Here is a 23632-nt window from a genome sequence, read left to right as displayed (position 1 = left end):
CGGGGCTGGTGCTGAACCAGTTCACCCCAACCAGCTTTCAGGGACAGGCCCAATGACCAAGACCCTCGTCATCGATAATTACGACAGCTTTACCTACAATCTCGTCCATTTCCTGGGCGAACTCGGCGCCGACATCACCGTCATGCGTAACGACAAGATTACCCTTGATGAGATCGCCGCCATGGCGCCGCAGGCCATCGTGCTGTCGCCCGGTCCCTGCACGCCCAATGAGGCCGGCATTTGCCTGGCGCTGATCGAGCGCTTCCAGGCCGAGATCCCCATCCTGGGCGTGTGCCTGGGCCATCAGGCCATCGGTCAGGCCATGGGCGGCGACGTCATCCGCGCGCCCCATCTGGTGCATGGCAAGACCTCAAAAATCCACCACACTGGCAAGGGCCTGTTCCGCGGCCTCAACAATGATTTCGAGGCCACGCGCTATCACTCCCTGATCGTCAAGCAGGACACCCTTCCCCCCACGCTCGAAGTCACCGCCACCACCGATGACGGCCTGATCATGGGTATGCAGCATTGCACCCTGCCTTTGCATGGCGTGCAGTTCCACCCCGAAAGCATTGCCTCCGAGAATGGCCATGCTCTGCTGCAGAACTTTCTCAACCTCGCCCGCGACTTCAACCAGCAGCGAGCCGCGTGATGGATATCAAGCAGGCACTAAGCAAGATTGCCGACGGCAAGGACCTCACCGGCGAAGAGATGCGCGACGTCATGCGCATCCTGATGGCCGGTGAGGCCACGCCCAGCCAGATCGGCGCCTTCCTGATGGGCATGCGCATCAAGGGCGAGACCGTCGGCGAAATCGCCGCCGCCGTTTCCATCCTGCGCGAGAAAATGGTGCCGGTCATCGCCCCCGATGGCGCCATCGACATTGTCGGCACCGGCGGCGACGGGCTCGGCAGCCTTAATATCTCCACCAGCACGGCCCTGGTCGTCGCGGCCGCCGGTGTCCCGGTGGCCAAGCACGGCAACAAGGCCCTCTCCTCGCGTTCGGGCGCCTCGCAGGTACTCGAAGCCCTGGGCGTCAAGCTCGACCTGACGCCCGAGCAAATCGGCAACACCATCGCCAAAGCCGGCATCGGCTTCATGTTTGCCCCCAGCCACCATCCCGCCATGCGCCATGTCGGTCCCGCCCGCGCCGAACTGGGCGTGCGCACCCTATTCAACCTGCTCGGGCCGCAGTCAAACCCGGCCGGCGTGCGACGCTATCTGCTGGGCGTCTACGCCCAGGAATGGGTCGAACCCGTGGCCGCCGCTCTGCTGGCCAACCGCGCCATCAAGGCCTGGGTGGTGCACTCGAGCGAGGGACTGGACGAGCTCTCGACCTCGGGCCCCAATTTCGTGGCCCAGATCGCCAATGGCGACCTGCGCAGCTTCGAGCTGCATCCCGAACAGGTGGGCCTGTCGCTGACCGATCCAAAGGATCTGCTGGGTGGCGACCCGGCCGACAATGCCGCCGCCATGCTGGCTTTGTTTGACGGCGCCCCGGGCGCCTATCGCGACACCGTGCTGCTCAATGCCGGCGCCGCCCTGCTGGTCGCCGACAAGGTAACCAGCATCGAGGACGGCATTGCCCTGGCGCGCGACGCCATCGACAGCGGCAAGGCCAAAGACACACTCGCCCGCCTCGTGGCGGTATCGAACGGACGGCAGCAATGAGCGACATTCTCAAGCAGATCGAAATCTATAAGCGCGAGGAAATCGCCGCCGCCAAAGCCATGCGGCCCTGGGCCGAAGTGGTGGCCCAGGCGCATGACCAGACGCCGACCCGCGGCTTTCTGCGCGCGCTCAAGGCCAAGCGGGCCAATGACGAGTTTGCCCTCATCGCCGAGGTCAAGAAGGCCAGCCCGTCCAAGGGCCTGATCCGCGCCGATTTCGACCCAGCCGCCATTGCCCGCGCCTATGAGCAGGGCGGCGCGGCCTGCCTCTCCGTGCTGACCGACCGGCCGAGCTTTCAGGGCTCGCCGCGCTTCCTCATCGAAGCCCGCGCTGCCGTCAGCCTGCCGGTGCTGCGCAAGGACTTTTTGTTCGAAACCTATCAGGTCGCCGAGGCCCGCGCCTGGGGCGCCGACTGTATCCTGATCATCCTGGCCGCCGTCGGCGACGACGTGGCGCGCTACCTGCTCGACGCCGCCGAGGAGTGGAAGATGGACGCGCTGGTGGAGGTGCATGACCAGCTCGAACTGGATCGCGCCTTGGCCCTGGGCGCCACTTTCATCGGCATCAACAACCGCAACCTGCGCACCTTCGAGACGACGCTGGATACCTCGGTCAACCTGGCCGTGGGCGTGCCCAAGGGCACCTTTCTGGTCAGCGAGAGCGGCATCCTCGACCACGCCAGCCTGGTCAAGCTCAACCACGATGCCGGCATCGGCACTTTCCTCGTCGGCGAAAGCCTGATGCGGCACGACGATGTCGCCGCCGCCACCCGGGCCTTGCTCCATGGCACCGTCGGAGCCCCCGCCTGATGGCGAGCGAACTCACCCATCTCAACGACCGGGGCGAGGCCCATATCGTCGATATCGGCGACAAGCCGGCAACGCGCCGGCGCGCCGTGGCCCAGGCAAGGCTGGTCGGCCAGCCCCAGACCATTGCCACCATCATGGCCGGCGGGCTCAACAAGGGCGACGCCCTGGCCGTGGCCCGCATTGCCGGCATCATGGCCGCCAAGAAGACGTCCGAGCTGATCCCGCTCTGCCACCCGATCGCCCTGACCAAGGTCGCCATCGAGATTTCCGAGTTTGGCGAAGACGCCATCCTGATTCTGGCTAGCGCCGAAACCACCGGCCCAACCGGGGTGGAAATGGAGGCGCTGATCGCCGCCTCGACCGCGGCGCTGACCCTCTACGACATGGCCAAGGCCATTGATCGCGCCATGGTCGTCACCGACCTCTGCCTGCTGGAGAAATCGGGCGGTGCCTCCGGCGACTTCGTCCGCGCATGAGCCTGCTTCCGGTCGAGGCCGCCATTGCCGCCATCCTGGCCCGCGTACCGGCACCGACTGGCGAGAGCGCGCCTTTGGCCGAAGCCGCCGGCCGGGTGCTGTTTGCGCCCATCGTCGCGACGCATGACCAGCCGCCCTTTCCTGCCAGCGCCATGGACGGCTATGCCGTGCGCGCGGCCGACATCGTTCCGGGCCATGCCCTCAGCATCATCGGCACCTCGCAGGCCGGCGCCGGCTTTGCCGGCTCGGTCGGTCCCGACCAGACCGTCCGCATCTTTACCGGTGCCCCGGTACCACCCGGCGCCGATGCGGTGATCATGCAGGAAGACGCCATGGTCGAGGGCAATCTGGTACGCTTTTCCAGCACGCCGCCGCCGGGCCGCAGCATAAGGGCCAAGGGCAATGATTTTGCTAATGGGCAGACCCTGGTCGAGCCCGGCACGCGACTGACGCCAATGCAGCTGGCCGTCGCCGCCGCGGCCAATGCCCCTGCCCTCACCGTCGCCCGGCGGCCGCGCCTGGCGCTGCTGGCCACCGGCGATGAGCTTGAACTGCCCGGCGCCGTGCTGGCCCCCGACCAGATCATCGCCTCCAACAGCTTCGGCCTCGCGCCGCTCCTGGCCCCCTATGCCCAGACCGTCACCGATCACGGCATTGCCCGCGACGACCGGGATCAGCTGCGGGCAAAGCTTGTTGCTGTCTTTGCCGATGAACCCGACATCCTGATCACCACCGGCGGCGCCAGCGTCGGCGATCATGATATCGTCCAGGAAATCCTGCTTGAGCTCGGCGTGACGCTGGACTTCTGGAAAATCAACATGCGGCCAGGCAAGCCGTTGATGTTCGGCACCCGCGGCAAGACCCTGGTCTTTGGCCTGCCGGGCAATCCCGTCTCGGCCATGGTCACCGCCATCGTCTTCATCAAGCCGGCCCTGCGCGCCTGGCTGGGCCATGCCGAACCCGGCAACTGGCGCCTGCCTTTGGCCGCCCCGACCCCGGCCAACACGGCGCGCCGCCACTTCATGCGGGCCCGACTGCTCCACAGCGCCACCGGGCCGCTCCTGCTGCCGATCGCCCAGACCGATAGCGGCCATACCTCTTCGCTGGCCCATGCCGACATGCTGATCATCCAGCCGGAAAACGATCCCGGCCAGGCCAGCGGCACCATGGCCACGGCTCTCAGCATCGACGCCTTCTAGGTTCCGACGGGGCCGCGCATGGGATATTGCAGAACACAACCGGAACACCTATAGTCGTTCTGTCTATGTTCCGATTCTAATCCCGAGGGGCCCATGCTCACGCGCAAACAACACGAGCTGTTGATGTTCATCCACGAACGGATGAAGGAAAGCGGCATTCCGCCCTCCTTCGACGAGATGAAGGATGCGCTGGATCTGGCCTCCAAATCGGGCATCCATCGCCTGATCACCGCACTTGAGGAGCGCGGCTTCATTCGTCGCCTGCCCAACCGGGCCCGGGCGCTCGAAGTGGTCAAGCTCCCCGATTCCATGAACCCCTCGCTGGGCGGTCGCAAGGCGCGCTTCGAGCCCTCGGTCATCGAGGGCAATCTGGGCAAGGTGGCCAGTCCCCCCTCGCGCATGTCGGCGGCCGAGGACTATGCCAGGCCGATCGCCATTCCGGTCATGGGCCGCATCGCGGCCGGTACGCCCATCGAGGCCATCCAGAACCATTCCCACACCATCATGGTCCCGCCTGAAATGCTGGGCAGCGGTGAACACTACGCGCTCGAAGTGCGTGGCGATTCCATGATCGATGCCGGCATTTTTGATGGCGACACCGTCTTGATCAAGAAGCAGGACGCAGCCAGCACCGGCGAGATCATCGTCGCTCTCGTGGATGATGAAGAAGCCACGCTCAAGCGCCTGCGCCGCAAGGGCAATACGGTAGCGCTCGAAGCCGCCAACCCGGCCTATGAAACCCGCATCTTCCCGCCTGACCGCGTCAAGATCCAGGGCCGCCTGGTAGGCCTGCTGCGGAAATATTGATGGCTGAGCGCCTTCTCGAGAAGCTCTGTCCGGTCATTCTTCGGGGAGCGACCGGGGCTCGGGAGGTTCTGGTTTTTCGTCATCCGCAGGCCGGCATACAGGTGGTCAAGGGCACCCGGGAACGTGGAGAGACAGCGGTCGCTGGAGCCTTGCGCGAATTGGCCGAAGAGTCCGGGGTCGCGGAAAGTGTTTCAGGCGCCCTCGCCTGCTCCAGCTCGACGATAATGGCCGGGCAGCTCTGGCATTTTGTCCAAGTGCAGTGCCCCGATTTACCGGAACACTGGTCGTTCTTTGCCCAGGATGATGGCGGGAAGAAGTTTGACTTCTTTTGGTGGTCCCTCGACGCAGTGCCGAGCGAGGACTGGCATCCCAGCTTCGTGCGTGCCCTCGATGTGGTCCGCCATATCGACGCTGCGCCCATGCCGGATGCGGCCATGGTAATGGCGGACTATGCCGAGCGTATCAATACGCACCAATTTGCCGACGTCGCGCCTTTGATCGATGCAGATGCGGTCTTCTGGTTCAGCGATGGATCCCATCGCGGTATTGCCGCAATTCAGGCCGCTTTCGAAGCAACTTGGGGCGCCTTGGCCGATGAGCTGTACTGGATTGAGTCGCTGCGCTGGATTGCTGTGGGGGATACCGCTGCCAGCTGCATCTATGCGTTCCACTGGCAGGCAATGATTGATGGTGAGTACCAATCCGGCTCGGGTCGAGGCACCACGGTGCTGGCCAACAAAGCAGGCCGATGGCAGATCGTGCACGAGCACCTCAGCCCGGCGCGCTGATCAGTCCCGTGCGTCGGGCGGCGGGATATCGGTGCTGGTCTTGCACTCGACCAGCCACACATCATAGACGGCGTGGTCCACGGCATTGAGCGCCGGGCTGTCGGCAAACATCCAGCCGGTAAAGATGCGCTTGGACGTGCCGGTCAGGCTGCGCTGGTCGACCTCGAGAAAGGCCGAAACGCGCTGCGCTTCGGTGACCGGATGGCTGTAACAGGCGCGCGGGGTGATCTCGAGCGCGCCGAACAGCACGGTCTCGTCGATATAGACGTCAAAGCGGGTGATGCGGCCGGTAATCTTGTCGAGCCCGGCAAAGGCCGCCACCGGATTGGCAATCGGCTGTGCCTGGGCGGGAGCCACCAGGCCAGCAGAAACGGACGCTGCCAGCACCGGCAGCGCCAGTATTGTGCGGCGCAGAAAACGGGGATGGCGCAAGGCGCCGGCTCTATTCAGGCGACCAGGCGTCATAATCCCCGGTGACGCGCGGGCGCTCGCCCTTGTTGAGCAGGCTGCCATCGGGACGATAGGCTGCCGCCGTGCCGGTCAGGTTTTCCTGGTGCGGCAGTTCCCAGCTCTTGGCCACGTAATTGGCCTTGGTGGGGACCACGTCGGTGCGGTGATGCATCCAGCCATGCCAGCCATTGCCGATGGTGGAGGCGTCGGCGGGACCGGCATAGGTCACATAGCGCCGGTCGGCCTTCTTGTCCTGATAGTACTGGTTGCCGAACTCGTCGCTGCCGACATAGTCGCCGAAGCGCCAGATCCACAGGCGGGTGCCCCAGGTCTGACCACCCCACCAGGAGAAGATTTCACTCAGGAACTGCTTGATACCCGATTTTGCCACTTGTCGATTCCGCCGTCGGAGCTTTGCGTTGGGCCGGGTGTACCATGGGTTCGGCACGCGGCCTAGTCTCGCGCGGCCTTTTCGGCGCGCCAAATTGCCGTTCCGGCGCTTCATTTGCCACCCGGCAATGCGGTAGGCGCGCCCCTGCCCTGCATACTGCATCTGGGTGGCCGCGCGCGGCGATGGGCACAAGCGCTGGTGTGTCACGTGCCAACGTTTTTTGGGCAAATTTTCTCCGCTTGACAGGATTTCAGCCCCCATGATTCTGGGTTTTTCTGCTATGGTTAACCAGATATGACTGACTGATGACAGAGCCCGGAAGCATGAGGAATCACGGCGCTTTAGCGCGACTTGCTGGCCTCACGTCTGCGGCCCTCATGTGACACTGCTTGATGGGTAAATACAGCCGGGCAAGGGCCGGAAAATCTTGCACTTTGTCCCCGCTATCCACATATTGAGCCTACTAGTGGTTGTCTTGGTGGCCCACTCCACCACTAGACCTTGTGATTTCTTGCGTTGACGCGTGGTTTGAATCGGCAGATGTTTTGGAGGAGGCCCGCAGCACCGACTGCCGGGGGCCAAAGTCCCCTGCTCGGAGCGCTGGCATCAGACCGGCGCCATTCGGGGGCACAGGCATGTTTGTCGGGCCCGGCCACGGGCTCGGTTGGTGACGCGTCAAAACAGATTTGGGTTAGAAGCCGGGTTTTTCGGCTCGCGGGCATGTGCCCGTCACATTGGGGACTAAGACGACTATGCGCATTGAACGCCGGTTCACGACTGCCAATCAGGACCGCTATGCCGGTCTCGACTTCCGCTCGGCCACGAGCGAGATTCGCAATCCCGATGGCTCTGTCGTTTTCAAGCTCGAAGACATTGCCGTGCCCGCTTCCTGGAGCCAGGTGGCGGCCGATATCATTGCCCAGAAGTATTTCCGCAAGGCCGGCGTCGCCAAGGCGCTCAAGAAGGTCGAGGAAAATTCCGTCCCGTCCTGGCTGTGGCGCTCCGTCCCCGACGAAGCTGCGCTCGCCAAGCTGCCCGAGAATGAGCGCTACGGTTCGGAAATGGATAGCCGCCAGGTCTTCGATCGCCTGGCCGGCACCTGGACCTATTGGGGCTGGAAGGGCGGCTATTTCGACTCCGAGGAAGATGCCCGCACCTTCTTTGACGAGCTCGCCTTCATGCTGGCCAGCCAGCGCGTCGCGCCGAACTCTCCCCAGTGGTTCAATACCGGCCTGTTCTGGGCCTATGGCATTGATGGCCCCGGCCAGGGCCATTTCTATGTCGACCCCTTCACCCACAAGCTGGTGAGTTCCAAGAGCTCCTACGAGCATCCCCAGCCGCATGCCTGCTTCATCCAGTCGGTCAGCGATGACCTGGTCAATGAAAACGGCATCATGGACCTCTGGGTCCGCGAAGCACGCCTGTTCAAATATGGTTCGGGCACCGGCACCAATTTCTCCGCTTTGCGCGGCTCGGGCGAACGCCTCTCCGGCGGCGGCAAGTCGAGCGGCCTGATGAGCTTCCTCAAGATCGGCGACCGCGCAGCGGGCGCCATCAAGTCGGGTGGCACCACCCGTCGCGCCGCCAAGATGGTGGTGCTGGACATTGATCACCCCGATGTCGAGGAATACATCAACTGGAAGGTCAAGGAGGAGCAGAAGGTTGCCGCTCTGGTCACCGGCTCAAAGGTTGTCTCCAAGCACCTCAAGCTGATCATGAAGGCTGCCGTCAACTGCGAAGGCAGTGGCGACGACTGCTTTGACGTCTCCATGAACCCTGCCCTCAAGCGCGAAGTGCGCGCCGCCAAGAAGGCCCTGGTGCCGGAGAACTACATCTTCCGCGTCATCCAGTTCGCCAAGCAGGGCTATACCAATATCGAATTCCCGGTCTACGACACCGATTGGGACAGCGAGGCCTATCTCACCGTCTCGGGCCAGAACTCGAACAATTCCGTCCGCGTCACCGATGACTTCCTGCGCGCCGTCGAAGGCGATGGCGACTGGGATCTCAAGGCCCGCCAGTCCGGCAAGGTCACCAAAACCCTCAAGGCCCGCGATCTCTGGGAACAGGTCGGTTACGCCGCCTGGGCCTCGGCCGATCCCGGCATCCAGTATCACACCACCATCAACGAGTGGCACACCAGCCCCGAAGCCGGTCCGATCAATGCATCGAACCCCTGCTCGGAATATATGTTCCTCGACGACACCGCCTGCAACCTGGCCTCGGTCAACCTGCTGCCCTATCGCAACACGGACGGCTCCTTCGACACCGCGTCCTATGAGCACACCGTGCGCCTCTGGACCATCGTGCTCGAAATCTCGGTGATGATGGCCCAGTTCCCGTCGCGTGCCATTGCCGAACGAAGCTTCGAATACCGCACGCTGGGCATCGGCTACGCCAATATCGGCGGCTTCCTGATGACCTCGGGCATTCCCTATGACTCCAAGGAAGGCCGCGCCATTGCCGGCGCCGTCACCGCCATCATGACCGGCGTCTCCTATGCGACCTCGGCCGAAATGGCCAAGGAGCTCGGCCCGTTCAAGGATTACAAGCGCAATGCCAAGCACATGCTGCGCGTCATCCGCAACCATCGCAATGCCGCCCATGGCCATGCCGAGGGCTACGAAAACCTCTCGATCATGCCGGTGCCGCTCGACCATGCCAGCCTGATCGACGCGGCGCTGAGCGAACGCGCCAAGCTCGCCTGGGACAATGCCTTGGCGCTGGGTGAAAAGCATGGCTACCGCAATGCCCAGGTCTCGGTGATCGCCCCGACCGGCACCATCGGCCTGGTCATGGATTGCGACACCACCGGCATCGAGCCTGACTTTGCCCTCGTCAAGTTCAAGAAGCTCGCCGGTGGCGGTTACTTCAAGATCATCAACCGCGCCGTGCCGCCGGCTCTGCGCACCCTGGGCTATTCGGAATCCGACATTGCCGAGATGGAGGCCTATGCGGTCGGCCATGGCAATCTCAACCAGGCCCCCGGCGTCAACCCGTCAACATTGAAGGCCAAGGGCTTCACCGACGAGAAGATCGCCGCCCTCAATGCCGCGACCGCCTCGGCCTTCGACATCAAGTTCATCTTCAACCAGTGGACCCTGGGCGCGGACTTCCTCAAGAGCCTCGGCGTCACCGACGAGCAGCTCGGCGACTTCACCTTCGACCTGCTGCCCTTCCTGGGTTTCAGCAAGAAGGACATCGAAGCCGCCAATATCCATGTCTGTGGCGCGATGACGCTTGAAGGCGCCCCGCACCTCAAGGCCGAGCACCTGCCCGTATTCGATTGCGCCGCGCCCTGCGGCAAGATCGGCAAGCGCTCGCTCTCGATCGAAAGCCACATCCTGATGATGGCGGCCGCCCAGCCCTTCATCTCGGGCGCCATCTCCAAGACCATCAACATGCCCAATGATGCGACTGTGGAAGACGCCAAGCAGGCCTATATGCTGAGCTGGCGCCTGGCCCTCAAGGCCAATGCGCTCTATCGCGATGGCAGTAAGCTCAGCCAGCCGCTCAACTCATCCGTCCTGGCTGCGGCCGATGACGATGAGGACGAGGACCAGGCCGAGGAAATGGCGGCCCTGTCGGCTGCCGCCCGCGTGCCCCATGTCGCCGAACGCATCGTCGAGCGCATTGTCGAAACGGTCATCCGTGACCGTGAGAAAATGCCCGATCGCCGCAAGGGCTATACCCAGAAGGCCGTGGTCGGTGGCCACAAGGTCTATCTGCGCACCGGCGAATATGACGATGGCCGCCTCGGCGAGATCTTCATCGACATGCACAAGGAAGGCGCTGCCTTCCGTGCCATGATGAACAACTTCGCCATCGCCATCTCGCTGGGCCTGCAATATGGCGTGCCGCTGGACGAATATGTGGAGGCCTTCACCTTCACGCGTTTTGAACCAGCGGGAATGGTGATGGGCAATGACCGGATCAAGAACGCCACGAGCATCCTCGACTATGTGTTCCGCGAACTGGCCGTGTCCTATCTCGACCGCGACGACCTGGCCCACGTCAATCCCGAAAGCCCGACCTCGCTCGGCAAGGGCAATGACGAGAGCAAGGGCGGCCGCTCCACCCCTGCCCCGGCAGCCCCCATGCAGGCCGATCGCTTTGTCTCGCGCGGCATGACCCGTGGCCGCGTCACCAACAAGTCCCTGATGATCGTCTCGGGCGATCACCAGTTCGCCCCGGTCCAGGCCCTGCAGACCTCGACCATCACCGCGCTCAAGACCACCACGGCCCTCAAGATCGAGACCCAGCTCTCGCCTTCCGCCTTCGCCCCCGCCGAGCTCAACCCGATCCCGAGCCCGCCGCCGAGCAAGGACTCCGGTCTCCTGCGCGCCGAAGCCCAGATGAAGGGCTATACCGGCGACCAGTGCACCGAGTGCCATAATTTTACCATGGTCCGGAACGGCACGTGCCTGAAGTGCGATACGTGTGGGACGACGACTGGGTGTAGCTAAACGAGTATCGGGCCGCGGTGAGTAATCACCGCGGCCTCGGCGTTCTACGAACAAAGCAAGTACGGAGAACTACGGTGAAGAGAATTGAAGACATAGCTATCAGGCTGCGCGAGCAGCTTGGTATTCCCGACGATGAAAATCCCAGTGCCCTTGATGTCTTGCGCCGACTAAAATTCTCGCGCGTGATTGCGGACTATAAGGCGGGCGACGCAGATTTGATGAGTGGCCGCGACGCCTTCTGGGAGGCGCCAACTCGATCAATCCTCCTGTCTCCGGCGTTATGGCTGCGAATGCAGGACACGGACGATACCGACGCGCGCTTCACCGTATTTCATGAGATCGGGCACGCTGTCCTCGGACACAACTCACGCAACCGTCGGCCCGCTGCCGCGCAGCAGTTTGGCCGCTCAGTCGAACCAGATGAAATTGAAGCCGACGAATTCGCCCGGGCATTTGCCACGCCACTAAAATTCGCAAAGGTGGCAACAACCGTGGCTGTTCTTATCGGAAAGTTTGGGCTGCCCACCGACCAGGCAGACAAACGACTGGTGGACCTGGAACGTTACATTCGGTCTTCTGGCCAAGTAGAGACTGAGCCAGATACCGACACCTATGCGGATGCAATGAGCACTATGCGAATCAACGCTCTCAACTGGAATCGGTGACGGAGAAAACTCGACGTCCGAGGACCATAGCCGACCACCATAAAGTGGACAAACCTGTTGAAAAATAAAATTCCACAGGAATCGTATATTTCGGCTTGATGCGGTCTGCACCCCATCTATAGTGGTCTGCAGCAAATATCAGGCCTGCATGTAGTGCACACCCCTTTAATACCGCCGATTCTGGTATCGGCGCAAGGGGGTGTGGATAACAAGGACATTTTCGTCCTGCTGGACTCGGACGAGAGTTGGGCAGACGATCAAAAAATAAGGAGCGATGTGGTTCCAGCCACACCGCCCCTGAGAACAGCCAAGGCGGACTCGCCGCCCTTGCGTCCATGTGCTTTCACAAGCGTGGGCATGCTGTTCTCCCGATCAACGGATGTCAAGCGGACGAGACGCCGCGGACATCGAAGTGATGCGAGAGAAAGGAGCAGTATGCATGTCTAAGGAACGCAAGACGTTCGACGTTGGCAGGGACTCGAAGTCCGGCCAGTTCATCCCGGTAAAACAGGCCGAACGCCGACCAGCGACCACCACGGTCGAACGGGTACCCAAGCCAGGTTACGGCGACACTAAAAAGTAGACCTATGGGTTGGCCGGACGCGCAAAAACGTCCGGCCGCCTTTGTCTATTTCCAAAAATATCCTCAAATTGATGCTGTCGCTAACGCGGTAGCAGCTGCTCTTATTCGTTCAAATTTGGATTGAACATGCAGGACCACGAATATTCAATCGTCGGACACAGTCGAACGAGCATAGGTAGGTACCTAGGTACGGTCGCGGCGGTAGTAGTATCGGCATTAACGGCCGCCGGAATTGGCATCTCGAACTTGTTCGGCTCTGTCGGTTTGCCAATTTGGGCCCAAGGTCTCTTTGCTGTCCCGCTGTCCGCCGGTCTGACCTACTGGATAGTGCATTTTCTATTTAACCGGTACGGCTGGAGGGCCCTCACATGGTTCTCACAAATACCGGACATCAATGGAATCTGGGAGTGTTCAGGTCAAACAATGGCGGAAGACGGGTCCATTAGATTTAATTGGGCAGGGATCGTGACGATTTCTCAGAACTGGGAAAAGATCCGCGTCAATCTAAAAACTGAAACGTCTGGATCGAACAGTATCATCGCCGCTTTCGTGCCAGAGCCCGATAAGTCTTGGACGCTATTTTATAGCTACCAGAATGAACCAAAGATTGGCGAGGTGGAGTTGCAAAGGCACTCTGGCTACGCCGAGCTTCAATTTGACCCGACGATGATGTCCGCCGAAGGAAGCTATTTCAACGGACGCGGCCGCGGAACGTTTGGACGTATGCAACTGACCAGGAGAAAATCGCGTGGCTAGTTCAATTTACGACAATCTCAACAATCTAAAAGCCCGCCGCAAGGGATCGACTACTTCGCTGAATATGCAACTTGATGAGGCCCTTGCAAATACCTTCGCACGCACGGAGGCATATGAGCGTCGATCGAATAATGCTGCGTCTCAGTATGCTCTGGGAGCGATGCAAGAGGTCGATCCTGAATATACCAAAAACTCATACACAGAGGGGGACCGGGTGAAGAATCAACTCTTCAGCCGTCTTCCCGCTGAATACCGCGCGGAGTTTCAGTATCAGGGGTCCGTCCCACTAAACGTTCACATAAAAGGTGTGAGTGACATAGACTTGTTGGTTCTACGAACCGATTTTATCACGATCGATCGTAATGGTCCAAAAAGCTATAGCGACTGGCACGGGGACAATCCTGTGAACTGCTTATCTGCGCTTCGATCGGCCGCGCGGAGGCACCTGACGAGCGCGTTTCCGGAAGTTACCGTGGATGCCAGTGGGGCCAAATGCCTCACCTTGTCCGGCGGCTCGCTGCGGCGGAATATCGACGTCATTCCGTGCCACTGGCATGACACTCTAGCTTGGCAGTTCAGCGGGGACAAAAAGGACCGCGGCATAAAAATACTGAATTCGAAGGATGGTGTGTCGATTTTGAATATGCCTTTCCTTCACATCCACAGAATTCACACCAAAGACTCCCTGTGCGCCGGCGGCGCCAAGAAGGTCATACGCCTTCTAAAAAATGTGAGTGCTGACGCGGACATTGCCGACGCCAAGCGACTTAGTAGCTATGATATTGCAAGTCTTGTCTGGCATTTCCCTGACAACGAGCTTTCGGTTCAAATATGGAACGAGCTTGCTTTAGTTGCCGTGGCCCAGAGCAATATCGAAATATTAATTGCGAACCGCTCCGCTGCGGCATTGTTACGGACGCCTGATGACTCAAGATGTATTTTGGACAGTGCTGATAAATTTAGGTGCCTTGAAATTCTATTATCAGAACTCAACGCCATAGCTAGCCAAATTGCCTTAGAGCTCGGTGCTGTGACACTTGGCGAGCAAAACAGAGTTCTAAAAACGCTTAGGGATTCCTACGTTCCTGAACTGTCATGAGAGAGCTGATCTTGAGGGTCCAAGGGCGGCATCAGCGCCGCCCCCCTGCCCCTCCGTCCCCCTGATCCTATTGAACATCGACAGCCAGTTTTCCCGCCGTGTCCTCCAGCATTCAAAGGTCGGAGTGAACTGGTCCGGCGCGTCAAGCGCGCAGAGATGGACTTCCACCTCCTCTTCCCAACGGGGAAGAATCCGAGAGAAATGGCGCCAGTGGCAGGGCAAGCTTTACGTCCGGACGGCCTCTAAATTCCGGCCCGCCACAGGGCATTGCGAACCAGCACCTGCTGCCCTAATCTGGTCGTGCACACCAGGGTCGGCTTACACCCCGTCCGTTGCCCGCTCACATAGCGGCCGAGTGCAGGAGCGCCCCTAAGGGTGCGGCAACTTTCTGGATCATCATCCTTGATCTTGAAGGTTACCCATGTCGAAACTCAACAAACTCCGTGACGAGGCTTTTGACCGCCAAAGCGGGCTGTGCTGGTATTGTGGCCGCCGCATGACCGCCGCGACGGACAAGCGGCCAAACAGGCGCACCGCCGAGCACCTGCTGGCGCAATGTGACGGCGGCCAGGATGTGGCGGAAAACATCGTCGCAGCCTGCTGGTTCTGCAACGTGCAGCGGCACAGGTCAAAGACCCCGCTGTCCCCCCAAGCCTACCAGGATTACGTGCGGCACCGGCTCGCCAAGGGGAACTGGTTCAATCCCAAGGGTGGCGTTGCCGGCGGGCGTGACGCGACGCGACGGCCGGGGTGACCTGATGGCTGGGGAAACCCGGTGACGCCTCCACCCCCACCGCGCGTCTCCCTCGGGCTTGACCCGAGGGCTCTGTACTGGCGGGGCGTCCGGCAAGTACAACGCCCTCGGGTCAAGCCCGAGGGTGACGGCCGGTGGGCTATGCTGCTACCAAGATACGGCGGCCAGCAGGCCCAGCCCTACCCCTCCCGATCCCCCACAAACCCCGTCATCCCCTCGAACACCGGCAGCCATTTTTCCCGCCGCGCCGTCCAGCATTCATAGGTCGGGGTGAACTGGTCCGGCGCGTCCAGCGTGCCGAGATGGACTTCAATCTCATCTTCCCAGCGGGCAAAGACCGGGCAGCCGCAGACCGGGCAGAAGTGGCGGCCAAGATAGTCCCGCGTTTCCCCGGTAATGGTCACCGCGTTCTGCGGGAAAATGGCGGCGGCAAAGAACAGCGCGCCGTGCTGCTTGCGGCAATCCAGGCAATGGCAGATGCCGACCCGAAGGGGCTCGCCCCGCGCCACGAGCTGCACCGCGCCGCAGCGGCAGCCGCCGCTCACCTGATCCATGGCCTCTCCTCCCCTGTCGCCGGCATTCCCGCCAGCCTGGCACGGGGCTGAAGCAGGGGCCAGGCAAACTTGTCCCCGCCCCCGGGCCCCGTGCCATACTTCCCCCATCACTCCATACGGCGGCCTGCAGGCGAACAGTGGTGGGGTGAGCCGGGTGGAGGACGCCTCTTCCACAGGTTCGAAGTCTGCGTTGCGACAGGGCGAGCGACCCCTAGGACCGGACAGCTCCAAAAACCGGCGCTCCGAGGCGGTTTTCGTCTCATTTTTTAAATTTACCAGGGGCGAAACCCGCCTCGGGGCCCGCCTATCCTTTGACAACCGCATCCAGGCGGCGCCTCCGCCTGCCCGCAACTCGGGCAGCCCGGCCGTCACGCCGACGAAACTAGCCGCACTTGGCCAGCACCTGGGCGATCATGGATTTCGACCCCCTTGCGCCAAAGACCTGGCTGTCCAGCGCCGTGATGCCGCTGCCGGTCTGGCGCACGAAGGCGACGCTTATGCTCTCGCGCGCGCCCTGCGCCAGCCGCGCCCATTGCCGGGCCACCGGGCCGCGGATGATCGCCGAGCTGCCCTCGAGGTGGATCAGCGGCATGTCCTGGGCAAACAGCGTCCCGCCGCTGCTGGCCGACACCGTGCTGCTGGCTGGCGCATCGGGCGTGATGGCCAGACTCAGCGCACTGGCGCCGGCCACGCTGGCCTCGGGCGCGCGCACCCAAAAACCCATGGCCAGCTGGCCGCCGCGGCAGGCGAACTGGAACTGGGCCGGGCCATTGTCGATATAGGCGATCGGCGTGCCGCCGCCCTCATAATGCCAGGTCTCGGCCAGAGCGGGCGCGGCCAGCAGCAGGCTCAGGGCGAGGGCGAAAACGGCTTTGCGCATCATTGGCTCCGGATCGGACAGTGCCGCCTGCACTGCACCGGCAATCGCTAACATTGTCTTGCGCGCCGCCAATGGTGATCGGCGGGGCCGGATAATCTTTGCGTGATCGCACCTTACAACATTGTAATGTTCCCGGGCGGTGACGGCTGCTAGACTTGGGCCAGTTCGCCGGCATGCCGGTCTTCCCTGGCACATCCGAGGTTCTGCTTTGATACGGCAAATTCTGGCGTCCCTCGTCATTCTGGCTGCAGCCGCCCTGGCCTGGCTCCTCTTCGTGCCCAGCGCCGGCCCGACTTTGGCCAGCTACGGCATCGTCCTGCCCTTTGCCACGGCCGACGCCGTCGCCACGGCCGCACCCCGCACCCGCGGCCCCGGCGGCAGGCCCGGCGGCGGGCGCCAGACCAATGTGGTGACCACCCCGGTCACCCTGGCCACCATCAATGCCGGCCTCACCGCCATCGGCGAAGGCAGCGCTGCCCGCTCGGTCACCGTCACCGCCCCGGCCGGCGGCACCCTGGCCGAAGTCCTCGTGCGCCCCGGCCAGGTCGTCGCCCAGGGCGAGGTGCTGGCCCGCCTCGAATCGGCCGACGAGCAGATCGACTATGACCGCGCCAGGCTGGCCGCCGACGACGCCAATGCCACCCTGGCCCGCACCCAGGGCCTCGCCAGCTCCAGCCTCGTCGCCACCACGGCGCTGACCGCCGCACAATTGGCCGCCGACAATGCCGATCTCGAACTGCGCAATGCCGAAGTGGCGCTGTCGCGCCGCACCATGACCAGCCCCATCGCCGGCACCATCGGCCTCATCCAGGTGACCCCGGGCAATTACGTCGCCGCCCAGACCCCGGTCACCACCATTGACGACAATTCGGCCATCCGCGTCGATTTCTGGGTGCCCGAGCGCTATGCCGGCGCCATTGCGCTGGACATGCCGGTCAGCGTCGCCGCCATTGCCCTGCCCGGCCAGAGCTTTGCCGGCACGGTGCGCGCCGTCGACAGCCGCATCGACCCGGCCAGCCGCACGCTGCAGGTGCAGGCGGAAATCCCCAACGCCGACGGCGCCCTGCGCGCCGGTCTCTCGCTCTCGGTGGCGCTGAGCTTTGCCGGCGAGGACTACCCCACGGTCAACCCGCTCGCCATCCTCTGGTCGGCCGAAGGCTCCTATGTCTGGCAATATGTCGACGGCAAAGCCGTGCGCGTGCCGGCCGAAATCGTCCAGCGCAACAGCGACGGCGTGCTGGTGCGGGCCGATCTGGCGCCGGGCGACGCCATCATCACCGAGGGCATATTGCAGCTGAGCGACGGCGCGGCCGTCACCCTGCTGAGCGGCCCCGACGGCACGAGCGGTGCCGACACCGCCGCCGCCCCGCCCAACTGAGCCCCGGCAAGGAGCCCGCCATATGTCGATCGAACAGAAGAACGAGCGTGGCGGCACCCTGGCGGCCCTCTTCGTGCGCCGGCCCGTCCTGGCCGTGGTCGTCAATGCCCTGATCGTCGTGGCCGGCCTGGCCGCCCTCCTGGGCGCCGAAGTGCGCGAACTGCCCAGCGTCGAGCAGCCCGTGCTGTCGATCTCCACCAGTTTCAGCGGCGCCGCGGCCGAGACCGTGGACCGCGAAGTCACCGCCGTCATCGAGGGCGCCGTGGCCCGCGTCCAGGGCGTCACCTCGATTTCCTCGAGCTCCTCCACCGGCAATAGCCGCGTGACGCTGGAATTTTCCGACGGCACCAATCTCGACGTCGCCACCTCCGACGTTCGCGATGCCCTCAGCCGCAGCACCCGCAACCTGCCCGAGGGGGTCGATGACCCCACCATTTTCAAGGCCGACAACGACGCCCAGGCCGTACTGCAGCTGGCGGTGACCTCCGATACGCTGTCGATCGCCGATATGAGCGAGCTGGTCGAAAACCTGATTGCCGAGCGCCTCGGCGCCGTGCCCGGCGTCGCCGAGGTCCAGGTCTATGGCACGCGCAGCACCGCCTTCGAGGTCGATGTCGACCCGCTCAAGCTGGCCAGCCGTGGCCTGACCGTCGCCGATATCCGTAACGGCCTGGCGACCATTGCGCTTGACACCCCGGCCGGCTCGATCAACGGCCCCAACCAGAACATCACCGTGCGCGCCATTTCAGAGGTCACCACGGCCGCCGATTTCGAGGACATCATCATCAATGGCCGCACAAGGCTGGGTGACGTCGCGAGCGTGGTCTTCGACGCCGCCGCCAGCACCTCGGCTCTGCGCTCGGACGGCAAGCCCGGCATCGGCCTGGGCATTGTCCGCCAGGCGCAGTCCAATACGATCGCAATTTCCGAGGGCGTGCACGCCGCCGTCGACGTGCTCAACGACACCCTGCCCGCCGGCGTCGACATCAGGGTGTCCAGCGACGACGCCATCTTCATCGATGGCGCGCTGCATGAGGTGCAGATCGCCCTGGTCGTCTCGCTGGTCGTCGTGGTGGCAATCATCTTCCTCTTCCTGCTCGACTGGCGCGCCACCATCGTGCCGGCCATCTCCATGCCCATTGCCCTGCTCGGCGCGGTTGCCGGCATCTACTTGGCCGGCTTCTCGCTCAACATCATCACTCTGCTGGCGCTGGTGCTGGCCACCGGCCTCGTCGTCGACGATGCCATTGTCGTGCTGGAGAACATCGTCCGCCGCAAAGCCATGGGCGCCGGGCCGCGCGCCGCCGCCGTGCTCGGCACCCAGGAAGTGTTTTTTGCCGTCATCGCCACCACGCTGACCCTGGCCGCCGTCTTCATCCCGCTGTCTTTCCTTGCAGGCCAGACCGGCCGACTATTCCGCGAATTTGGCTTCACCCTGGCCATCGCCGTGCTGCTGTCCTCGGTAGTGGCGCTGTCCATGGGACCGATGATCGCCTCGCGCTTCCTCAAGGCCAACACGGCCCACCAGCATGGCGGTGTCATCGGCGCCGTCGGCCGGGCCCTGGCGCGGTTCTACCGGGTCACCCTCAAGATCGCCCTGGCCAACCCCTTCGTCGTGGTGCTGATCGCCCTGCTCTTTGCCGGTTCGTCCTGGTTCGTCTATGGCAATCTGCGCCAGGAAATCACCCCGCCCGAGGATCGTTCGCAGCTCTCGCTGCGCATCTCGGCGCCCAATACGGTCAGCCTCGATTACGTCCGCACCCAGATGACCACGGTCGAAGCGCTGCTGCAGCCCTATGTCAACAGCGGCGAGGTCCGCAGCCTCTTCGTGCTGTCCGGTTTCGGCACCGGCGGCTTCATGACAATGACCCTGGCCCCCTGGGGCGAGCGCGAGCGCAGTCAGGCTGAAATCGCCACCGAGATCAATGCCCTGATGACCCAGGTACCCGGCGTCAGTGCCTCGATCCGCCAGGGCAATAGCCTGGGGATCCGCGGCGGCGGCTCGGGCCTGCAATTTGCCGTCGTGGGCTCGGACTATGCCGTGCTGGCCAATACCGCCCAGGCCATTGCCGACCGGCTCGACGAGGACGGACGCTTCGGCCGCGTCAGCGTCAATTTCGATACCACCCAGCCCCAGCTCACCCTGACGGTCGACCGCGCCAAGGCCGATGCCCTGGGCGTCGACATCAACGGGCTCGGCGCCACTCTGCAGGCGATGATCGATGGTAGCGATATCGGTAATGTCTTCATCAACGACACCAGCTACACCGTGCGCATGGTCTCCACCAGCACCCCGATCAACGATCCACGCGATCTGGAAAGCCTCTTCATCAAGACCGGTGACGGCCGTTACGTACCCATGTCCACCATAGCCAGTATCGAGGAATCGGCCGTACCGCCGTCGCTGCGCCGCGAGCAGCAGCGCCGCGCCGTGCCGGTGACCGCCAGCCTTGACGGCGGCGGCATTGCCCTGGGCGACGCCTATTACCAGACCCTCGACATGGCGCGAGACTTGCTGCCTGAAGGCGTCTCGATCATTCCGCTGGCCGAGGCCCGCACCATCGGCGAGGCCAATAACGGCCTCTTCATCACCTTCGGCTTTGCCCTCGTCATCATCCTGCTCGTGCTGGCGGCGCAGTTCGAAAGCCTGTGGAGCGCCGTCATCGTCATGACCACAGTGCCCTTCGGGGTCGCCGCGGGCCTTTATGCCCTCCTGGTCACCGGGGGGAGTCTGAACATCTTCAGCCAGATCGGGCTGGTGCTGGTCGTCGGCATCATGGCCAAGAACGGTATCCTGATCGTCGAGTTCGCCAACCAGCTGCGCGACAAGGGAATGTCGGTACATGAGGCCATCGAGGAGGCCTCCAATATCCGGCTGCGGCCAGTGATAATGACCATGATCGCCACCATTCTGGGCGGCCTGCCGCTGGTGCTGGCCTCCGGCGCCGGCGCCGAAGCCCGGTCCGCCTTGGGTTGGGTCATGGTCGGCGGCCTGAGCTTTGCCGCGATCTCGACGCTCTACCTGACCCCGGCAGCCTATCTGCTGCTGGCCCGCTTCTCCAGGCCCAAGGCCGAGGAAGAGGCGCGGCTCGAGCGCGAGCTGGACGCCGCCAACGCGGCGCCCGAACCGGCCGAATAGGTCGGTCTATGCCGGCGGGTTGGCCAGCGCCTCGGTCACGGCCAGCTCGGCCATGGCCAGCGCCGCTGCCCGTGTCTTGGCCGCGGCAATAAAGCGGCCATTATGGCAGAAGCTGGCGCCAGGCACACCGCTGGCGGCTTCCAGCGCCGCATCGGTCAGACCGGCCCACGCCGCCGGCAGATCGGCCCGCACGGCAAAGCCGTCGTCATCGCGACGAATGGTGGTGAGGGACCAGTCACTGCCCCGTGGATGCACGACGAACAGCAGGTGATCGGCCCCCGCCTTGACCACGGCAGGCCGGAACGGCATGCCCATGGGCAATTCCAGCACCCGGCCGTTCCCGGCCGCGGCAATGGCACCCGCCACCAGGCCCTCGGCGCGCAACTTGGCATCGCTGCGGGCAATGCGCGCCTCGACAAAGGCCCGGGCAATGGCCAGCGCGGCGTGGAAGCCGCGGTCTTCGGCTGCGGGATCGGTCTCGTCGAAGACCGGCTTGAGGGTTTCGAGCAGCACCGGCAATGTCAGGCCGGCCAGTGGCCCGGCAACCGAGGGGCTGAGCGCGCCATTGTCCATCAGGTCGATGGGCAGCACGAAGCCGGTGTCGAAACTGGTATGGACGGTCTCGATACGGGCCGGAGGCAGGCCGGATGCCACCAGATAGTCGCGGCCGAAATGCTTCCACACCAGGCCAAACGAGCTATAGGGCTGGCCATCTTCGCGCAGCGGCGCGCCGCGCTGATGGTGATCGAAGATGGCCGCGGCGGCGTCATAGGCGCCGCCGACATCATAGATGATGCGATCGGTTCCCGGCGTGATCCATTCCGGCGCCCGGCTGCGCACGATCTGCGCCTGCGGGAACAGCCGGGTCAGGATGACGCTGGACAGCAGTTCATCGGCGTGAAAGCCACCCGAATGGGTGACGAGGAAGTCTGGAGTCATGCCGCAACGCGCCCTTGCTATGCGGCAGCGCCGCCTGGAGATGGTTCCAGATAGACGTTGTCGCCAGCCGGCTCAACCCGTCTCGGTGCGGCGATACAGATGCAGAGATGCAGAAACGACTAACCGCGCCGTGCCCCTTCGGCCCATTTGATGATGTCGCTGGAGGACATGGCCCCCGAGACTCGGGCCACTTCCTTGCCGCCCTCGAACAGCAGCATGGTGGGAATGCTGCGGATAGCCAGGCGCGTAGACAACTCCGGCGCCTCGTCGGAATTGAGTTTGACAAAGCGCATGGCCGGCTCGGCCCGGGCGGCGGCGGCGGCAAATTGAGGGCTCATCATGCGGCACGGACCGCACCACGGCGCCCAGACATCGACCAACACAGGAATGTCGGTCTTGGCGATCTGCCGCTCCAGCGCGCTGGCCGACAGCTCGGCCGGCTCGCCGGTGAAGAGCGGCGCGGCGCACTTGCCGCATTTGCCGGCGGCAGCGTCCTGGCTGGTCGACACCCGGTTGATGGCACCGCAGGCGGTGCAGACGACGTGGCTGGCTTGGTTCATACCTTACACTCCTGGCCGACTTGACCATCTCGGGCGCAGCACGGCCGCGCTGAAGACCGCCTCGGCCCGATCTATCTATATTAGCAATATCTAATGTTTCATGCGCGCAAATGCAAGGCTGCGCCTGTCGGCAGATGAGGCTATGCCCGACCTGTAGGGGCCGAAGGGCCCTCTCGGAAAGCGATGCTGCCTTGCACGCCGATCATGGCATGAAAATTCTCCGCATCGGTCATCTTTGACACGCTGTGACCGGACAGGAACGACCTCTTCACCTAGATTGGACCCAAGTCTGGAATTGGAGTTTTGATAATGCGCATTGCTTTGTTCGCCGCCGCTGCCCTGACCACCGTCGCCATGCTGTCGACGGCCGCACAGGCCGAGCGGCTGACCGATGCCCCGCTGGTGGACGCCGCCTGGCTCGAACAATATCTCGGCAATGAGAGCCTGGTGGTTGTCGACGTGCGCGATCCGGTCGAAAACGTCGCCGCCTATGATGCCGCCCACATCCCCGGCGCCATCAAGGCCCCCTATGCCGGCGCCGGCTGGCGCATGGAAATCGAGGGCGTACCCGGCCAGTTTCCCGGTGTCGAGGCCACTTCGGCGCTGATCGGCAAGCTGGGCATCAGCAATGACGACCACGTGGTGATCGTCTCGCAGGGCACCGATGCCTCCGAATTTGGCGCGGCTACCCGCGTCTACTGGACCTTCAAGGTGCTCGGCCATGATGCCGTATCCATCCTTGATGGTGGCGCGCGCGCCTGGGAAGCCGCTGGCGGCGAAGTGACCGCCGAGGCCGCCGTGCTCGAGCCAACCACCTTCACCGCCGATTTCCAGCAGCATCTGCTGGCCACGACCGCCGATGTCGAGGCCGCCCTGGCTGATGGCACCACCCTGGTGGATGGCCGTCCCGTCGCCCAGTATCGCGGCGAGGGCAAGAGCCCGGTCGTGCGCATTGCCGGCACCATTCCCGGTGCGGTCAATATCGACAACGGCAAGCTCTACAATGCCGAAAGCGCATCCTTCGTCAGCGCCGATACCGTTGCCCAGCTGGCCTCCGGCGTTGGCCTTGAGGCAACTGAAGCCAATATCGCCTTCTGCAATACCGGCCACTGGGCCTCGATCGCCTGGTTCGCCCTCTCCGAAGTGCAGGGCAACAAGAATACCCGCATGTATGACGGCTCGATGGCCGAATGGGCCGCCGATGAGAGCCGCCCCGTCGCCAACGGCATCTAACCGCCGACGACGCGGCCCGATGACCGGCAATGTCC

The 23632-nt window shown here is 63.3% G+C and carries 21 protein-coding genes; 15 read left to right on the top strand and 6 right to left on the bottom strand.

The features are described from left to right. The first annotated feature begins 52 nt into the window (after nt 1-52). From AC4NN3_RS03935 to AC4NN3_RS03905, 7 genes are all read left to right on the top strand, one after another. Complete coding sequence (locus AC4NN3_RS03935; protein ID WP_491925801.1) at nt 53-652, top strand: anthranilate synthase component II; 600 nt, start codon at nt 53-55, stop codon at nt 650-652. Then, nucleotides 649-1671 (top strand): anthranilate phosphoribosyltransferase, encoded by a 1023-nt coding sequence (gene trpD, locus AC4NN3_RS03930; RefSeq protein ID WP_491925800.1) that lies wholly within the window; start codon nt 649-651, stop codon nt 1669-1671. Before AC4NN3_RS03935 ends, trpD begins: the two co-directional genes overlap by 4 nt. Continuing rightward, the gene (trpC, locus tag AC4NN3_RS03925; protein WP_491925799.1) at nt 1668-2480 is read left to right on the top strand and encodes an indole-3-glycerol phosphate synthase TrpC; all 813 of its coding nucleotides are present in this window, start codon (nt 1668-1670) and stop codon (nt 2478-2480) included. Before trpD ends, trpC begins: the two co-directional genes overlap by 4 nt. Next, the gene (gene moaC / locus AC4NN3_RS03920) at nt 2480-2956 is read left to right on the top strand and encodes a cyclic pyranopterin monophosphate synthase MoaC (RefSeq protein ID WP_491925798.1); all 477 of its coding nucleotides are present in this window, start codon (nt 2480-2482) and stop codon (nt 2954-2956) included. Before trpC ends, moaC begins: the two co-directional genes overlap by 1 nt. Further along, nucleotides 2953-4155, top strand: a complete 1203-nt coding sequence (locus tag AC4NN3_RS03915; RefSeq protein ID WP_491925797.1) for a molybdopterin molybdotransferase MoeA — start codon at nt 2953-2955, stop codon at nt 4153-4155. The genes moaC and AC4NN3_RS03915 overlap by 4 nt, the downstream gene beginning before the upstream one ends. 93 nt (nt 4156-4248) lie before the next feature. Then, nucleotides 4249-4962 carry a transcriptional repressor LexA gene (lexA, locus tag AC4NN3_RS03910; RefSeq protein WP_491925796.1) on the top strand — a complete coding sequence of 238 codons (714 nt, stop codon included), beginning with the start codon at nt 4249-4251 and terminating at the stop codon, nt 4960-4962. Then, complete coding sequence (locus AC4NN3_RS03905) at nt 4962-5750, top strand: DUF4440 domain-containing protein (RefSeq protein ID WP_491925795.1); 789 nt, start codon at nt 4962-4964, stop codon at nt 5748-5750. Before lexA ends, AC4NN3_RS03905 begins: the two co-directional genes overlap by 1 nt. Here the strand turns inward: AC4NN3_RS03905 and AC4NN3_RS03900 are convergent, their stop codons facing one another. Both AC4NN3_RS03900 and AC4NN3_RS03895 read right to left on the bottom strand, forming a co-directional pair. Next, on the bottom strand, nt 5751-6215 hold the full coding sequence (locus AC4NN3_RS03900) for a DUF2155 domain-containing protein (RefSeq protein WP_491925794.1): 465 nt from the start codon (nt 6213-6215) through the stop codon (nt 5751-5753). Then, nucleotides 6193-6591 (bottom strand): NADH:ubiquinone oxidoreductase subunit NDUFA12, encoded by a 399-nt coding sequence (locus AC4NN3_RS03895; protein ID WP_491925793.1) that lies wholly within the window; start codon nt 6589-6591, stop codon nt 6193-6195. The genes AC4NN3_RS03900 and AC4NN3_RS03895 overlap by 23 nt, the downstream gene beginning before the upstream one ends. Nucleotides 6592-7343: 752 nt before the next feature. On the opposite strand from AC4NN3_RS03895, the gene AC4NN3_RS03890 reads away from it, so the two are divergent. The 5 genes from AC4NN3_RS03890 (at nt 7344) to AC4NN3_RS03870 (ending at nt 14914) form a co-directional block, all read left to right on the top strand. Beyond that, nucleotides 7344-11057: a vitamin B12-dependent ribonucleotide reductase gene (locus AC4NN3_RS03890; RefSeq protein ID WP_491925792.1), complete on the top strand. Its 3714-nt coding sequence runs from the start codon at nt 7344-7346 to the stop codon at nt 11055-11057. Between the two features lie 74 nt (nt 11058-11131). Next, complete coding sequence (locus AC4NN3_RS03885; RefSeq protein ID WP_491925791.1) at nt 11132-11722, top strand: ImmA/IrrE family metallo-endopeptidase; 591 nt, start codon at nt 11132-11134, stop codon at nt 11720-11722. 709 nt (nt 11723-12431) lie between these two features. Continuing rightward, nucleotides 12432-13061, top strand: a complete 630-nt coding sequence (locus tag AC4NN3_RS03880; protein WP_491925790.1) for a Cap15 family cyclic dinucleotide receptor domain-containing protein — start codon at nt 12432-12434, stop codon at nt 13059-13061. Then, nucleotides 13054-14160, top strand: coding sequence for a nucleotidyltransferase-like protein (locus tag AC4NN3_RS03875; protein WP_491925789.1), 1107 nt, complete (start codon nt 13054-13056; stop codon nt 14158-14160). Before AC4NN3_RS03880 ends, AC4NN3_RS03875 begins: the two co-directional genes overlap by 8 nt. A 421-nt stretch (nt 14161-14581) precedes the next feature. Continuing rightward, nucleotides 14582-14914 (top strand): HNH endonuclease, encoded by a 333-nt coding sequence (locus AC4NN3_RS03870; RefSeq protein ID WP_491925788.1) that lies wholly within the window; start codon nt 14582-14584, stop codon nt 14912-14914. A 179-nt stretch (nt 14915-15093) separates the two neighbouring features. Here AC4NN3_RS03870 and AC4NN3_RS03865 read toward each other — a convergent pair whose 3' ends face one another. Both AC4NN3_RS03865 and AC4NN3_RS03860 read right to left on the bottom strand, forming a co-directional pair. After that, nucleotides 15094-15468, bottom strand: a complete 375-nt coding sequence (locus AC4NN3_RS03865; RefSeq protein WP_491925787.1) for a GFA family protein — start codon at nt 15466-15468, stop codon at nt 15094-15096. 382 nt (nt 15469-15850) lie between these two features. Beyond that, complete coding sequence (locus tag AC4NN3_RS03860; protein ID WP_491925786.1) at nt 15851-16348, bottom strand: hypothetical protein; 498 nt, start codon at nt 16346-16348, stop codon at nt 15851-15853. Between the two features lie 208 nt (nt 16349-16556). Here AC4NN3_RS03860 and AC4NN3_RS03855 point away from each other — a divergent pair, with 208 nt between their 5' ends. Continuing rightward, nucleotides 16557-17726 carry an efflux RND transporter periplasmic adaptor subunit gene (locus AC4NN3_RS03855; RefSeq protein ID WP_491925785.1) on the top strand — a complete coding sequence of 390 codons (1170 nt, stop codon included), beginning with the start codon at nt 16557-16559 and terminating at the stop codon, nt 17724-17726. Between the two features lie 22 nt (nt 17727-17748). After that, entirely contained in the window at nt 17749-20865 is a 3117-nt protein-coding gene (locus AC4NN3_RS03850; protein WP_491925784.1) for an efflux RND transporter permease subunit, read from the top strand. Between the two features lie 6 nt (nt 20866-20871). On the opposite strand, the gene AC4NN3_RS03845 is transcribed toward AC4NN3_RS03850, so the two are convergent. Next, nucleotides 20872-21804 (bottom strand): MYG1 family protein, encoded by a 933-nt coding sequence (locus AC4NN3_RS03845; protein ID WP_491925783.1) that lies wholly within the window; start codon nt 21802-21804, stop codon nt 20872-20874. Between the two features lie 119 nt (nt 21805-21923). Beyond that, complete coding sequence (gene trxC / locus AC4NN3_RS03840; protein WP_491925782.1) at nt 21924-22364, bottom strand: thioredoxin TrxC; 441 nt, start codon at nt 22362-22364, stop codon at nt 21924-21926. A 309-nt stretch (nt 22365-22673) separates the two neighbouring features. Here trxC and AC4NN3_RS03835 point away from each other — a divergent pair, with 309 nt between their 5' ends. After that, complete coding sequence (locus tag AC4NN3_RS03835; RefSeq protein ID WP_491925781.1) at nt 22674-23597, top strand: sulfurtransferase; 924 nt, start codon at nt 22674-22676, stop codon at nt 23595-23597. Nucleotides 23598-23632 lie beyond the last annotated feature (35 nt).

This window comes from Devosia sp. MDV22-iso42 (assembly GCF_058629155.1).
This window is presented reverse-complemented; position numbering and strand designations above follow the sequence as displayed.

Coding starts and splice junctions, on each gene's coding strand:
- AC4NN3_RS03935 (WP_491925801.1), top strand. CDS start 53: ATGACCAAGACCCTCGTCATCGATAATTACGACAGCTTTACCTACAAT.
- trpC (WP_491925799.1), top strand. CDS start 1,668: ATGAGCGACATTCTCAAGCAGATCGAAATCTATAAGCGCGAGGAAATC.
- moaC (WP_491925798.1), top strand. CDS start 2,480: ATGGCGAGCGAACTCACCCATCTCAACGACCGGGGCGAGGCCCATATC.
- AC4NN3_RS03915 (WP_491925797.1), top strand. CDS start 2,953: ATGAGCCTGCTTCCGGTCGAGGCCGCCATTGCCGCCATCCTGGCCCGC.
- lexA (WP_491925796.1), top strand. CDS start 4,249: ATGCTCACGCGCAAACAACACGAGCTGTTGATGTTCATCCACGAACGG.
- AC4NN3_RS03905 (WP_491925795.1), top strand. CDS start 4,962: ATGGCTGAGCGCCTTCTCGAGAAGCTCTGTCCGGTCATTCTTCGGGGA.
- AC4NN3_RS03900 (WP_491925794.1), bottom strand. CDS start 6,215: ATGACGCCTGGTCGCCTGAATAGAGCCGGCGCCTTGCGCCATCCCCGT.
- AC4NN3_RS03890 (WP_491925792.1), top strand. CDS start 7,344: ATGCGCATTGAACGCCGGTTCACGACTGCCAATCAGGACCGCTATGCC.
- AC4NN3_RS03880 (WP_491925790.1), top strand. CDS start 12,432: ATGCAGGACCACGAATATTCAATCGTCGGACACAGTCGAACGAGCATA.
- AC4NN3_RS03870 (WP_491925788.1), top strand. CDS start 14,582: ATGTCGAAACTCAACAAACTCCGTGACGAGGCTTTTGACCGCCAAAGC.
- AC4NN3_RS03865 (WP_491925787.1), bottom strand. CDS start 15,468: ATGGATCAGGTGAGCGGCGGCTGCCGCTGCGGCGCGGTGCAGCTCGTG.
- AC4NN3_RS03860 (WP_491925786.1), bottom strand. CDS start 16,348: ATGCGCAAAGCCGTTTTCGCCCTCGCCCTGAGCCTGCTGCTGGCCGCG.
- AC4NN3_RS03850 (WP_491925784.1), top strand. CDS start 17,749: ATGTCGATCGAACAGAAGAACGAGCGTGGCGGCACCCTGGCGGCCCTC.
- AC4NN3_RS03845 (WP_491925783.1), bottom strand. CDS start 21,804: ATGACTCCAGACTTCCTCGTCACCCATTCGGGTGGCTTTCACGCCGAT.
- trxC (WP_491925782.1), bottom strand. CDS start 22,364: ATGAACCAAGCCAGCCACGTCGTCTGCACCGCCTGCGGTGCCATCAAC.
- AC4NN3_RS03835 (WP_491925781.1), top strand. CDS start 22,674: ATGCGCATTGCTTTGTTCGCCGCCGCTGCCCTGACCACCGTCGCCATG.